Genomic DNA, 12958 nt, shown 5'->3' on the forward strand with positions numbered 1-12958 from the left:
AACAGCTTCCGGCAACGAATTCTGGCTCCAGCGGAATTCACGGCTAAAGGTTGTTGACAAAGCGCCGTTATTCATTTGGCAACAGCGAAGCACACAGCCACACAAAAAAACAGGCGGCGCTTCGTTTCATTCACCAACGGGTTCCATATAAGAGGAGACGACCCCATGGCACAGGTAATCAACACCAATACGATGTCGCTCAACGCTCAGCGCAACCTGAGCACCAGCGGCAGCTCGCTCGCTACCACCATCCAGCGCCTCTCGTCCGGCCTGCGCATCAACAGCGCGAAGGACGACGCGGCCGGCCTGGCCATCAGCGAGCGCTTCACCACCCAGATCCGTGGTCTGGACGTGGCCATCCGCAACGCCAACGACGGCATCTCGCTGGCCCAGGTCGCCGAGGGTTCGCTGAATGAAGTCGGCAACAACCTGCAGCGCATCCGCGAACTGGGTGTGCAGGCGTCCAACGCCACCAACTCGGCCAGCGACCGCAAGGCCCTGCAGGCTGAAGTGACCCAGCTGGTCAGCGAGATCGACCGCGTCGCCAAGCAGGCCGACTTCAACGGCACCAAGCTGCTGGACGGCAGCTTCACCAGCCAGCTGTTCCAGGTCGGCGCCAACGCCGGCCAGGCCATCGCCATCAACAGCGTGGTCAACGCCAAGGCGGATTCGCTGGGCGCGGCCACCTTCGCCAACGGCTACACCGGCACCAGCCTGGCAGCGGCCGACAAGGCCACCGCCGACACCACCTACTCCGGCCTGCAGGTCTCGGTAACCCCGCCGGGCGGCACCGCCACCACGGTCACCATCAGCGACTTCACGGTGAAGGCCGGCGAGTCGATCACCTCGGCCACCGCGGCGGCGATCAACAACAAGCTGGGTGAAACCGGCGTGGTTGCCTCGGTCAATGCCGGCGTCATCAGCCTGGCCTCGGTCAAGGATGGCCAGACCTTCGCCCTGGGTGTCAGCGCGGCGACCCCGCCGGCCGGCGCCACCGCCGCGACCATCGCCGGCCTGGGCCTGACCGAGACCAGCACCAACGGCGGCACCCTGACCGGTGCAGCGGCCAGCTTCGTCAAGGACCTGAACGTCACCACCGCCGAAGGCGCACAGAAGGCGATGTCGATCGTCGACAAGGCCCTGGAATCGGTCAACAGCGTCCGCGCCGACCTCGGTGCGATCCAGAACCGCTTCACCTCGGTGGTGGCCAACCTGCAGACCTCCTCGGAGAACCTGTCCGCATCGCGCAGCCGCATCCGCGATACCGACTTCGCCAAGGAAACCGCCGAACTGACCCGCACCCAGATCCTGCAGCAGGCCGGTACGGCCATGCTGGCCCAGGCCAACCAGGTACCGCAGAACGTGCTCAGCCTGTTGCAGCGCTGACATGAGCCGCCCCCGGGGCACGTCGGGGGCGTCTAACCCAACTCACGTGCAACCGCTCAAGGACCTCTCCTCATGGCACAAGTCATCAACACCAATACGATGTCGTTGAATGCTCAGCGTAACCTGAGCACCAGCGGCAGCTCGCTGGCTACCACCATCCAGCGCCTGTCCTCCGGTTCGCGCATCAACAGCGCCAAGGACGACGCCGCCGGTCTGGCGATCTCCGAGCGCTTCGGCACGCAGATCCGCGGTACCGACGTCGCCATCCGCAATGCCAACGACGGTATCTCGCTGGCCCAGGTCGCCGAAGGTTCGCTGACCGAAATCGGCAACAACCTGCAGCGCGTCCGCGAGCTGTCGGTGCAGGCCTCCAACGCCACCAACTCGGCCAGCGACCGCAAGGCACTGCAGGCCGAAGTGACCCAGCTGGTCTCGGAAATCGACCGCGTCGCCAAGCAGTCGGACTTCAACGGCACCAAGCTGCTGGACGGTTCGTTCTCCAGCCAGCTGTTCCAGGTCGGCGCCAACGCCGGCCAGGCCATCGCCATCGACAAGACCATCGATGCCAAGGCCAATGCCCTGGGCGGCGCCAAGTTCGACACCAACTCGCTGGCCCTGGCCGACCCGGGCACCAACGCTGATTTCAGCACCAGCGGCCTGTCCATCAATGGCGTGGCCATTGCCGATGTCTCGGTCAAGCAGGGCGCCGACGCCGCTGCCACCGGCAAGGCCTCGCGTGAAGCACTGGTGACCGCGATCAACGCCAAGATCGGCGAGACCGGCGTGTTCGCGGAAGTGAACGGCACCACCGGCGTGACCCTGACCTCGGTCAAGGACAGCGTCAACGCCGATGGCTCGTTCAAGGCCATCACCGCGACCCCGGGCACCTGGACCGGCGCCACCGCGCCGACCTTCACCGCCTCGACTGCCGCGCCGGCCGCTAAGTACGCCAGCGACCTGGACGTCAGCACCGTGAAGGGCGCCCAGCAGGCGATGGAAATCGTCGACAAAGCCCTGGGTGCGATCAACAGCACCCGCGCCGACCTCGGTGCGATCCAGAACCGCTTCACCTCGGTCGTGGCCAACCTGCAGACCTCGTCGGAAAACCTGTCGGCATCGCGTAGCCGCATCAAGGACACCGACTTCGCCAAGGAAACCGCCGAACTGACCCGCACCCAGATCCTGCAGCAGGCCGGTACGGCCATGCTGGCCCAGGCCAACCAGGTGCCGCAGGGCGTGCTCAGCCTGCTGCGCTGATCCGCTCGCTGATCGACCTCCGGGCGCCGCATGACGCGGCGCCCGGATCCTGAAACACGTTCCACCTTCGCCAAAGGAAAAGCACCATGGCACAAGTCATCAACACCAATACGATGTCGTTGAATGCTCAGCGTAACCTGAGCACCAGCGGCAGCTCGCTGGCTACCACCATCCAGCGCCTGTCCTCCGGTTCGCGCATCAACAGCGCCAAGGACGACGCCGCCGGTCTGGCGATCTCCGAGCGCTTCGGCACGCAGATCCGCGGTACCGACGTCGCCATCCGCAATGCCAACGACGGCATCTCGCTGGCCCAGGTCGCCGAAGGTTCGCTGACCGAAATCGGCAACAACCTGCAGCGCGTCCGCGAACTGTCGGTGCAGGCCTCCAACGCCACCAACTCGGCCAGCGACCGCAAGGCACTGCAGGCCGAAGTGACCCAGCTGGTCTCGGAAATCGACCGCGTCGCCAAGCAGTCGGACTTCAACGGCACCAAGCTCCTGGACGGCACCTTCTCCAGCCAGCTGTTCCAGGTCGGTGCCAACGCCGGCCAGGCCATCGCCATCGACAAGACCATCGATGCCAAGGCCGGCTCGCTGGGCACCTCGACCTTCGCCACCGGCGCAACTGCCGCCCTGGCCGCCAGCACCGATGGTGCCCGCTTCTCCGGCACCGTGATGGGTGTGGACATCGGCACGGTTGAAGTGAAGGCCGGCGCCACCACGGCTGATGCCTCCAAGGCCGTCGCCACCGCCATCAACGCCAAGATCGGCGAGGCCGGCATCTACGCCGAAGCCAATGCAGACGGCTCCCTGAAGCTGAGCTCGGTGAAGGAAGGCAAGGCCGTTGCCACTGCCGATATCGCCCTGATGCGCAGCGACTACGACGCGACCGCCAAGACCTGGGGTACCGCGGCGGCTGCAGGCGCCTACACCGCCGGCACCGATACCTCGGCCAACGTGCAGAAGCTGGACGTGAGCACCGTGCTCGGCGCCCAGCAGGCGCTGGAAGTGGTCGACAAGGCCCTGGGTGCAATCAACAGCACCCGTGCCGACCTCGGTGCGATCCAGAACCGCTTCACCTCGGTGGTGGCCAACCTGCAGACCTCGTCGGAAAACCTGTCGGCTTCGCGCAGCCGCATCAAGGACACCGACTTCGCCAAGGAAACCGCAGAGCTGACCCGCACCCAGATCCTGCAGCAGGCCGGTACGGCCATGCTGGCCCAGGCCAACCAGGTGCCGCAGGGCGTGCTCAGCCTGCTGCGCTGATCCACGGCAAGAAGGCGCCGCTACCGTCGGGTCGAACCGACGGTAGCGGCAACCGGGAAGCCACGATGCACGAAGGCGCGGGCCATGCCCGGCCCGGGATCACTCCCGAACCGGCTTGGCATCGCCCGCTCCTGCGGACCTCTCTTTCAGCGCTGTACCTTTGACTGTACGTACCGGGCGGCTTCGTCTCCCCCCGATTGTCAGTAGCCTGATCCCTCCCCTGCATTGGGGGAGGGCTTTTTGCAGACTCCCGGCAGCCCGCGGTGAACCTACCCGCACCCTGCCCCAACCCTCCTGCAACCCGCGTGCCAGAAACCGCGCCAGGCCATTGGCACGGCACATGCATCAACGAAGTCCTCAAGACCCAGCGGCGCAGGCCGCTATTTTCGTTGACGACGGGCCACCGCACGGCGGCCAGGCCCGGATACCAGGAGAAACGACGTGGCAGACTTTGGATACGGTGGCATCGGCTCGGGACTGGATATTTCCAGCATCGTCAACCAGCTGGTCGCAGCTGACCGCAAGCCCGCCGACAATGCGCTGAACCTGCAGCAGTCCAAGGCCAAGATGCAGCTGTCGTCGATCGGCACCGTCACTGCGGCGTTCGACAAGCTGAAGACGGCATTGACCGCACTGAAGGCCACCACCGCCTTCGATACCCGTACCGTGACCGCCACCGGCAAGGCCGGCCCGACCAACGCCGACGACGTGCTGACCGCATCGGTGGCGCTGTACGACGTCGGCACGACCAAGGCAGCGGCCTCCAACGGCACCCACCTGGTGGAGGTGAAATCCCTGGCCACGGCGCACAAGCTGATTGCCGACACCTCGTTCCCGAAGACCGACACCTTCGGCGCCGGAACCTTGACGCTGACCGTTGGCGTTGGTGACAAGGCCAAGACCATGAACGTGGCGGTGGAGGACGGCGATACGCTGACCACCATCCGCAACAAGATCGACGCCGCCGGCCGCAAGGACGGCGTGCAGGCCACGCTGATCAGCTCCGGCGACAACCAGTACCTGTCGATCGCCCAGGAAAAGACCGGCGCCGCCAATGCGATCAAGCTGGAGTACAGCGGCAGCGACCCGAAGCTGGGTGCACTGGTCGGCAGTCTCAAGCAGAACACCCCGGCGGCCGATGCCGAGCTGACCATCGACGGCGTGACGGTTGTCAGTGCGAGCAACACCGTGGCGGACGCGGTGCCGGGCCTGACCCTGAACCTCAAGATTCCCGGCAAGAGCACGGTGGTGATCAGCACCGACACCGCCGCCGCGACCAAGGTCATGCAGGAGTTCGTGACCGCCTACAACGCGGCGATCACAGCGATCAATACCGAAACCAAGTACGACGCCAAGACCAAGGAAGCCGCCACGCTGACCGGCGACGCGCAGATGCGTGGCGCCTCCAGCCAGTTGCGCTCGGTGATGTCGGGGGTGTTGAAGGCGCTTTCCGCCGATGGCCTGGACCCGAAGGTGCTGGGCCTGCAGACGCGCGGCTATCCCAACGCCGACGGCACCCTGGTGCTGGACACCACCAAGTTTGCCGCAGCACTGGCCAGCCAGCCCGAAAAGATCCGCTCGGCCATCACCGGCGATACCGGCGGTGCAGGCACGCTGTACACGATGGTCGACGGCTACGTCAGCACCACGGTCGGCAAGGAGGGCGCGTTCGTCGCCCGCACCAAGGGCCTGAACACCACGCTGGACAACATCGACAAGCGCCGCAAGGATCTCGACACGCGCATGAAGAGCGTGGAAGAGCGTTACAAGAAACAGTTCCTGGCGCTGGACAGCCTGATGGGCAAGTTGCAGCAGAGCAATACCGCGCTGCAGCAGCAGCTGGCACAGTTGAACCGCTGACGATGCGTGCGCGGCACTCAAGTTTGCCGTGCAACGCACCGATAACGGACGCAACAGCAATCATCGCCGCGCCGTCGGAACCGATCCCCACGATCACCCGACGGCACCCCGCGCAAGGAGAATCACGAATGTACGGTTCCAGCCGTCAATATGCCGAGCAATACCGCCAGGTGGGAGTGACCAGTGCGGTCGCCGATGCCGATCCGCACAAGCTGGTGGCGATGCTGCTGGCTGGTGCGCTGGAGCGCGTGCGGCGCGCCCTGGCCAGCCTCGAGCGTGGCGACCAGGCCGGCAAGGGCAAGGCGATCGGCGAAGTCTGCGCGATCGTCGGCCACCTCAACGGCTCGCTGGACCATGAGGCCGGTGGCGAGATCGCCGGAAACCTGTCGGCGCTCTATGACTACGTGCTGCAGCGACTGACCGAGGCCAACCTGCACAACGACCGTGCCGCGCTGGATGAATCGCTGCAGCTGCTGGGCGAGATCGACAGCGCCTGGAATGCGATCCCGCACGAACAGCGCCGCCCGGCCGCGGTGGCGCCATGAGCCTGCACGAACTGCATGCGCAGCTGGATGCCTTCGAGAAGGCCTTGGGCGAAGAATCCCTCGACCAGGCCGACAGCCTGCTCGACGGCCACGACAGCACCCTGCACGCCCTGCTCAGCCAGCCGCTGACCGCCGCCGACCACGCTCCGCTGACGGCCCTGTTCGAGCGCCAGCAGAATCTGCTCGGCCTGCTGCGCCAGCGCCGTGATGCCGTGGCCGCACTGATGAACGACGGCCAGCGCTCCCTTCGCGCGGCGCATGCCTACCTGCAGGCAGAATCGCTGGCATGACCTCGCTGCCGACCACCTCGCTGCACCACCCGGCCGAAAGCGAGCTGTTCGACGAGACGCTCAGCTGCGAACTGGCCCTGCCGGCCGAGTTCCAGGCCGGCAGCGCGGCCGGCCGCACCAGCGGCGCCGAAGGCCTGCTGCGCAGCCTGGCGCTGGTCGAGGACAGCCGCGTCGACGAGCATGACGAACGCAACGAAGCCAGCCTGCAGCTGCAGCGCCTGGAAGCCAAGCTGGACCTGGCGATGGTGCTGCTCGGCCGGCTGGTGCGCCAGCAGGGCCAGGAGCTGACCCTGCGCCCGGTGCGCTGGTCGCGGCGTGGCATCCGCCTGCAGTTGGGCCCGCGCAGTGGCGCCACACCCGGCCAGGCCGGCGTGGTGCGCCTGCAGCCCAGCGACTGGCTGCCCGACCACATCGACCTGCCGGTGGAAGTCATCGCCGAGGCGGCCGACGGCAGTGGCGGCCACTTCCTGTGGCTGCGCTTCCAGCGCCTGGGCGACGGCCTGGAGATGGCGATGGAGCGGCACCTGTTCCGCCTGCACCGCCGCCAGGTGGCCGAGGCGCGCCGCGCACGTTGAAACCCGCCACCCTGGCACTGCACGGCCGACCCTTGGCGCGCCCGTTCAGCTAAGTTAAGGTGGACTCCCCTACACGGATCCGTTGCGTGCCTGTGCGAGTTCTCATCGTCGACGATCACACCCTCGTCCGCGCCGGCCTGGCGCGGCTGCTGCAGGGGTTTGCCGACGTGCAGCTCGTCGCCGAGGCCAGCAACGCCGAACAAGCCCTGCAACTGGCCCTGCAGCACGCACCGGACGTGGTACTGATGGACCTCTCGCTGCCCGGCCGCACCGGCCTGGAAGCACTCAGCGACATCCGCCTGCGCGCGCCCGGCACCCGGGTGGTGATGATGACCATGCACGACGACGCCGCGCACGTGCGCGACGCGCTGGATCGTGGCGCGGTCGGTTTCGTGGTGAAGGATGCGGCGCCGCAGGAGCTGGAACTGGCGCTGCGCGCCGCGCACGCCGGCCAGGTGTTCCTGAGCCCGCAGATCTCGGCCAAGATGCTGGCGCCCATGCTGGGCCGCGAGAAGCCCACCGGCATCGCCGCGCTGTCGCCGCGCCAGCGCGAGATCCTGCGCCGCATCGGCAAGGGCGAAAGCAACAAGGAAATCGCCGCCGATCTCGGCATCAGCGTCAAGACGGTGGAGACCCACCGCGCACGCATGATGGAGTCGCTGGGTTGCCGGCGCGCCAATGACCTGTTGCTGCTGGCCGCACGCCACCAGCACGAGCTGGAATGATTGCCTGCTAGTGGGGTCAGATCCCTTTCCTGTGGAAGGGGATCTGACCCTTGCCCAGCACTGCACCGGCGACGAATTCCCGTCACCCTGACAGGCCCCGACAGGAATCCGTGCACGGCGCACCGCGAACACGGCCGGTTCGGCACCACAAATCAATGACTTGGCGGCGGCCTTCGTCAACATCCCGCGCCAATGTGGGGAAAACCCCTACATCCTGTCGGGATATCTACGAAAGCCCTCAGGAACCCCCCGATTCCGCCCCCGCCGGATCAAAAGCAAGATGCGTTCCACAAGGCGCCGGGGAGCGGTGCCGGGGAACCACGATGAAGGCTGCACTCTCGACCCAGCTGGGCCAACAACTTCACCTCACCCCGCAGCTGCTGCAGTCGATCCGGCTGCTGCAGCTCGATGGCCTGCACCTGGAACAGGAAATCCAGCGCCTGCTGGACTCCAACCCGTTGCTGGAGATCGAAGAGGCCGAAGCGCCCGCGGCCGAGGCCACTGAAGCGAGTGCCACCACCCTCGACACCGCCGCCTTCGACGAACTGCCCGAGTCGTCGATGTGGGACGTGGCGGGTGCCAACTGGCAGGACGGTGACGACGACCGCATGGCGCGCATCGCCGCCGGCGAGTCGACCGACCCGCAGCTGCGCGTGCTGCAGCGCCTGTCGCTGGACATGGACGACCGCCAGCTGGCGGTGGCTGCGTTCTGGCTGGACCACTGCGATGAAGCCGGCTACCTGCAGGCACCGCTGGACCAGCTGCAGCTTCTCGCCAGCGCCCAGTTCGACATTGCCGCCGACGGCGTCGAAGCCATCCGCCAGCAGCTTCTGCACGGCGAGCCTGCCGGCATGGCCGCGCGGGACCTGCGTGAAGGCCTGCAGGCGCAGCTGCGCAGCCTGCACGGCGTGGTACCGGCCCGCCATCTGGCGGCCCGCATTCTCGATGGCGCGCTCGATGCGTTGGCCGCCCACGACTACCCCGCCCTCGCCCGCCAGCACGACGCCGAGATCGACGACGTGCGCGAGGCGGTGCGCCTGATCCTCTCGCTGCAGCCGCGCCCCGGCGACAGCCTGCTGCCCGAACGCAACGCCGTGGTGGTGCCGGACGTGGTCGCCTGGCACGCCGATGGGCAATGGAAGGTCGCGCTGAACCCGGCCACCAGCCGCCGCGTCTCGATCAACAGCCAGTACGAACAGGCCCTGGCCGAAACCAGCGAAGCCGCCCCGGCGCTGCGCGAGATGCTGCAGGAAGCGCGCTGGTTCAGCCGCGGCCTGTCGATGCGCTACGACACCCTGCTGCGCACCGCGCGGGTGATCGTCGAGCGGCAGGCCGCCTTCCTGGTCCGTGGCGAAGAGGCCATGGCCCCGCTGACCCTGAAGGAAGTGGCCGAAGAAATCGGCATGCACGAGTCCACCGTCTCGCGCATCACCACCGGCAAGTTCCTGCAGACCCCGCGCGGCACCTTCGAACTGAAGCACTTCTTCGCCGTGCGCCTGGAAGGCGCCAGCGTCTCCGGCCAGGCGGTGAAGGCCATGGTCCGCCGCCTGATCGACGCCGAACCGGCCGGCCGCCCTCTGGCCGACGAGGCCATTGCCGGCCTGCTGTCACGCCAGGGGGTGAACATTGCACGCCGAACCGTCGCAAAATACCGAGAACAACTGGATATCGCCCCGGCCCGCGAACGGCGCCGGCTCAGCGCCAGGCAACCCCAGCTGGCCCGGGTGGGCTGAAAAGGATGTTGGACATGAACAAGCTCACGGTCCTGCTGGTCGATGACCACGAGGGCTTCATCAATGCGGCGATGCGCCATTTCCGCAAGATCGACTGGCTGCAGATCGTCGGCAGCGCCGGCAACGGCCTGGAAGCGATCGAACGCTCGGAAACGCTGCGCCCGCAGGTGGTGCTGATGGACCTGGCGATGCCGGAAATGGGCGGCCTGCAGGCCACCCGCCTGATCAAGTCGCAGGACGATGCACCGTACATCGTGATCGCCAGCCACTTCGACGACGCCGAACACCGCGAACACGCGCTGCGTGCCGGCGCCGACAATTTTGTCAGCAAGCTGTCCTACATCCAGGAAGTCATGCCGATCCTGGAAGGCCTCAGGGAGGATCGATCGTGAGCGAATCGCGCATCCTGGTGCTGGACAACGACGCCGTGCGCGCTGAGCGCACCGTTGCCCTGCTGGAATTCATGGACTTCAACCCGCGCTGGGTTTCCGACGCGGCCGACTTCGACCTGGGCCGCCAGCGCCAGAACGACTGGATGGCGGTGATCGTCGGCAGCCTGGACGACACCGCTGCCAGCACGGCGCTGTACAACTGGCTGGGCGGCAGCAGCCTGCCGCCGCCGGTGCTGCTGGCCGATGGTGATGCCGCAGCGTTTGCCCAGCAGCACGGCCTGCACGAAGCCAACATCTGGCCGCTGGAAACGCCGCTGCGCCACGCGCAGATGGAGGCCCTGCTGCGCCGCGCCAGCCTCAAGCGCCTGGACGCCGAGCACCAGGCCGGCGCCGCGCAGGACCAGGGGCCGACCGGCAACGGCCCGGCGGTGACCGAGCTGCGCACCATGATCGAACAGGTGGCCGCGTTCGACACCACCGTGCTGGTGCTGGGCGAATCCGGCACCGGCAAGGAAGTGGTGTCGCGCGCGATCCACCAGCGCTCGCCGCGCCGCGATGGCCCGTTCGTGGCGATCAACTGCGGCGCCATTCCGGCCGATCTGCTGGAAAGCGAACTGTTCGGCCACGAAAAAGGCGCCTTCACCGGTGCACTGACCGCGCGCAAGGGCCGTTTCGAAATGGCCGAGGGCGGCACCCTGCTGCTCGACGAAATCGGCGACATGAGCCTGCCGATGCAGGTGAAGCTGCTGCGCGTGCTGCAGGAACGCAGCTTCGAGCGTGTCGGTGGCAACCAGACCATCCGCTGCAACGTGCGCGTGGTCGCTGCGACCCATCGCGACCTGGAAACCCGCATCGCCGAGGGCAAGTTCCGCGAGGACCTGTTCTACCGCCTCAACGTATTCCCGATCGACGTGCCCGCCCTGCGCGAGCGTCGCGAAGACCTGCCGGCGCTGGTGGAAACCATCGCCGCACAGCTGGCCCGCACCGGCCGCGGTGAAGTGCGCTTCACCCCGGAAGCGCTGCAGGCCCTGGCCGGCTACGAATGGCCGGGCAACGTGCGCGAGCTGACCAACCTGGTCGAGCGCCTGGCGGTGCTGCATCCGGGTGGTTCGGTGCGCGTGCAGGACCTGCCGGCGCGCTATCGTGGCGATGCCGCGCTGGCCGTCCCGGCGCCGGCACCGGCGGCTCCAGTCGCCAGCGAAGAACGCCTGGACCTGCGCAGCTTCTCCTTCCATACCCCGGGCAGCGGCGGCCAGCCAGCGCTGGAGCACGGCATCGCGGTCAATCGCGCTGCAGCCCCGGCGGCACTGCCCGACGACGGCCTGGACCTGCGCAACCACATGGCCAACATCGAACTGGGCCTGATCAACGAAGCACTGGAGCGCACCCAGGGCGTGGTCGCCCATGCCGCCCAGCTGCTTGGCCTGCGCCGCACCACCCTGGTGGAAAAGCTGCGCAAGTACGGCATCGAACGCGAGCAGGCCGAACTGGCCGGCTGAACCGCGTCACCAGCATGAAGGGGGCACGAACGCCTGGGCTTGCCCGGGCGTTGGTGTTTGTGGCGCCCGGGGTCAGATCCCTTTCCTGCGGAAAGGGATCTGACCCCACTGCATTTGCACGTTTTCCCAGAGACAACGCGGCCGCGCTGCGGAGCATGGCAAGGACACCCATGGAGGTTCCACTATGCATCGCCTTACCCTGCTCGTCGCCCTGCTCTGCCCCGGCATTGCCACCGCCGCCACCTGCACCCTGCCCACCACGCTGGACCAGCGCCAGTTCACCAACCTCAGCGATCCGCTGTACGCACCGGACAACCCCAACGCCGGACGCATGGTGCAGCTCAGCTTTGCCGGCAACCAGTACGTGCTGGACATCCTCGGCACTGATCTCCGCATTGGCGGCAGCTACCGCTACCAGCGCCTGGCCCCGCATATCGGGGAAATCCAGATGACCGAAGCCCACCCGGCCGGCCCCGCCCGCTACACCCTGCTGCTGACCTGCCTGGGCGACCGCCAGGGCCGCTTCATCTACACCCAGCACGACGGCCCCATCGCACCGCGCCAGCGCCAGAATTCCGGCCGCTGGACCCTGCAGCCGTAGGCCAGAAAACCGACGCCGGATAAATGGCGCCTTCAACGGGGTCAGAGCCCGTTGCACAGCAACGGATCCGACCCCGTGCCGACCAACGGTCGGCACCCACCATCACCATCACCATCACCATCACCATCACCATCACCATCATCAGCAGCAGCAGGTTCCAACAGATCGCGGCCAACTGTCGAAGGCGGGGTGGGTCCGGTTGCGGGGGCGTGAGCGCCATGGATGGCGCGACCGAGCCTACAGGGACGTATTCACGGCGCCCCCCGCAACCGGACCCACCCCGCCAACCCACGGAGAGCCTGCTTTTGACGTTGACGTTGACGTGGCCTCGGCGGGTGCAGGGCGCCGCCCTGCCAGCGCACACCCCCACCCTCACTTCACTGAATCGAAAACCGGTTTCGGCACGGCACTTGCACCTGCTCCAGCAGACAACCCCATCCCCTGTTTCTGGAACCGTTGCAGATGTCCCACTCCGTCACTTCGATCCTTTCGCAGATCCGCTCCTATCAGACCCAGATGGGACAGCCGGCGCTCAACCCGCTGGGCGAAACGCCGCGCAGCAATGCCCTCCCGGGCACGGTGCTGGATGCGCCGCAGGTGCAGCCGGCCAGCTTCACCGAAACCCTGCGTGGTGCGATTGCCGGCGTCAACGATGCGCAACAGAAATCCGGCGCCCTCGCCAAGGCCTTCGAAATGGGCGACCCCAGCGCCGACCTGGCCAAGGTGATGGTCGCCTCACAGCAGTCCCAGATCGCCTTCCGCGCCACCGTGGAAGTCCGCAACCGTCTCGTCCAGGCTTACCAGGACGTGATGAACATGCCGCTGTAAGG

Annotated in this window: 13 protein-coding genes; all 13 read left to right on the forward strand. The window is 67.0% G+C overall.

Annotated elements, in window-relative coordinates; genetic code table 11:
• Positions 1-165 precede the first annotated feature (165 nt).
• Positions 166-1386, forward strand: a complete 1221-nt coding sequence (locus tag ACXI0D_RS19075; protein WP_049442737.1) for a flagellin — start codon at positions 166-168, stop codon at positions 1384-1386.
• Between the two features lie 72 nt (positions 1387-1458).
• Positions 1459-2643: a flagellin gene (locus ACXI0D_RS19080; RefSeq protein ID WP_049442738.1), complete on the forward strand. Its 1185-nt coding sequence runs from the start codon at positions 1459-1461 to the stop codon at positions 2641-2643.
• 86 nt (positions 2644-2729) lie between these two features.
• Positions 2730-3908, forward strand: coding sequence for a flagellin (locus ACXI0D_RS19085; protein WP_049442739.1), 1179 nt, complete (start codon positions 2730-2732; stop codon positions 3906-3908).
• A gap of 441 nt (positions 3909-4349) precedes the next feature.
• Positions 4350-5768, forward strand: a complete 1419-nt coding sequence (fliD, locus tag ACXI0D_RS19090) for a flagellar filament capping protein FliD (protein ID WP_049442740.1) — start codon at positions 4350-4352, stop codon at positions 5766-5768.
• 128 nt (positions 5769-5896) lie between these two features.
• Complete coding sequence (fliS, locus tag ACXI0D_RS19095; RefSeq protein WP_005416447.1) at positions 5897-6313, forward strand: flagellar export chaperone FliS; 417 nt, start codon at positions 5897-5899, stop codon at positions 6311-6313.
• Positions 6310-6603 carry a hypothetical protein gene (locus tag ACXI0D_RS19100; protein ID WP_010485909.1) on the forward strand — a complete coding sequence of 98 codons (294 nt, stop codon included), beginning with the start codon at positions 6310-6312 and terminating at the stop codon, positions 6601-6603. The genes fliS and ACXI0D_RS19100 overlap by 4 nt, the downstream gene beginning before the upstream one ends.
• A complete protein-coding gene (locus ACXI0D_RS19105) occupies positions 6600-7178 on the forward strand; it encodes a PilZ domain-containing protein (protein WP_119006225.1) in 579 nt (192 codons plus the stop codon). The genes ACXI0D_RS19100 and ACXI0D_RS19105 overlap by 4 nt, the downstream gene beginning before the upstream one ends.
• Before the next feature lie 92 nt (positions 7179-7270).
• Positions 7271-7903 (forward strand): response regulator, encoded by a 633-nt coding sequence (locus ACXI0D_RS19110; RefSeq protein WP_005413261.1) that lies wholly within the window; start codon positions 7271-7273, stop codon positions 7901-7903.
• 323 nt (positions 7904-8226) lie between these two features.
• On the forward strand, positions 8227-9636 hold the full coding sequence (gene rpoN / locus ACXI0D_RS19115; protein ID WP_119006224.1) for an RNA polymerase factor sigma-54: 1410 nt from the start codon (positions 8227-8229) through the stop codon (positions 9634-9636).
• 14 nt (positions 9637-9650) lie between these two features.
• Positions 9651-10028, forward strand: a complete 378-nt coding sequence (locus ACXI0D_RS19120) for a response regulator (RefSeq protein ID WP_010485922.1) — start codon at positions 9651-9653, stop codon at positions 10026-10028.
• Positions 10025-11527 carry a sigma-54 dependent transcriptional regulator gene (locus ACXI0D_RS19125; RefSeq protein WP_049442743.1) on the forward strand — a complete coding sequence of 501 codons (1503 nt, stop codon included), beginning with the start codon at positions 10025-10027 and terminating at the stop codon, positions 11525-11527. Before ACXI0D_RS19120 ends, ACXI0D_RS19125 begins: the two co-directional genes overlap by 4 nt.
• A gap of 184 nt (positions 11528-11711) precedes the next feature.
• Positions 11712-12128 (forward strand): hypothetical protein, encoded by a 417-nt coding sequence (locus tag ACXI0D_RS19130; protein WP_119006223.1) that lies wholly within the window; start codon positions 11712-11714, stop codon positions 12126-12128.
• Between the two features lie 462 nt (positions 12129-12590).
• On the forward strand, positions 12591-12956 hold the full coding sequence (gene fliE / locus ACXI0D_RS19135; RefSeq protein ID WP_014037113.1) for a flagellar hook-basal body complex protein FliE: 366 nt from the start codon (positions 12591-12593) through the stop codon (positions 12954-12956).
• Positions 12957-12958 lie beyond the last annotated feature (2 nt).

This window comes from Stenotrophomonas sp. C9D9 (assembly GCF_056491205.1).

Coding starts and splice junctions, on each gene's coding strand:
- ACXI0D_RS19075 (WP_049442737.1), top strand. CDS start 166: ATGGCACAGGTAATCAACACCAATACGATGTCGCTCAACGCTCAGCGC.
- ACXI0D_RS19080 (WP_049442738.1), top strand. CDS start 1,459: ATGGCACAAGTCATCAACACCAATACGATGTCGTTGAATGCTCAGCGT.
- ACXI0D_RS19085 (WP_049442739.1), top strand. CDS start 2,730: ATGGCACAAGTCATCAACACCAATACGATGTCGTTGAATGCTCAGCGT.
- fliS (WP_005416447.1), top strand. CDS start 5,897: ATGTACGGTTCCAGCCGTCAATATGCCGAGCAATACCGCCAGGTGGGA.
- ACXI0D_RS19100 (WP_010485909.1), top strand. CDS start 6,310: ATGAGCCTGCACGAACTGCATGCGCAGCTGGATGCCTTCGAGAAGGCC.
- ACXI0D_RS19105 (WP_119006225.1), top strand. CDS start 6,600: ATGACCTCGCTGCCGACCACCTCGCTGCACCACCCGGCCGAAAGCGAG.
- rpoN (WP_119006224.1), top strand. CDS start 8,227: ATGAAGGCTGCACTCTCGACCCAGCTGGGCCAACAACTTCACCTCACC.
- ACXI0D_RS19120 (WP_010485922.1), top strand. CDS start 9,651: ATGAACAAGCTCACGGTCCTGCTGGTCGATGACCACGAGGGCTTCATC.
- ACXI0D_RS19130 (WP_119006223.1), top strand. CDS start 11,712: ATGCATCGCCTTACCCTGCTCGTCGCCCTGCTCTGCCCCGGCATTGCC.
- fliE (WP_014037113.1), top strand. CDS start 12,591: ATGTCCCACTCCGTCACTTCGATCCTTTCGCAGATCCGCTCCTATCAG.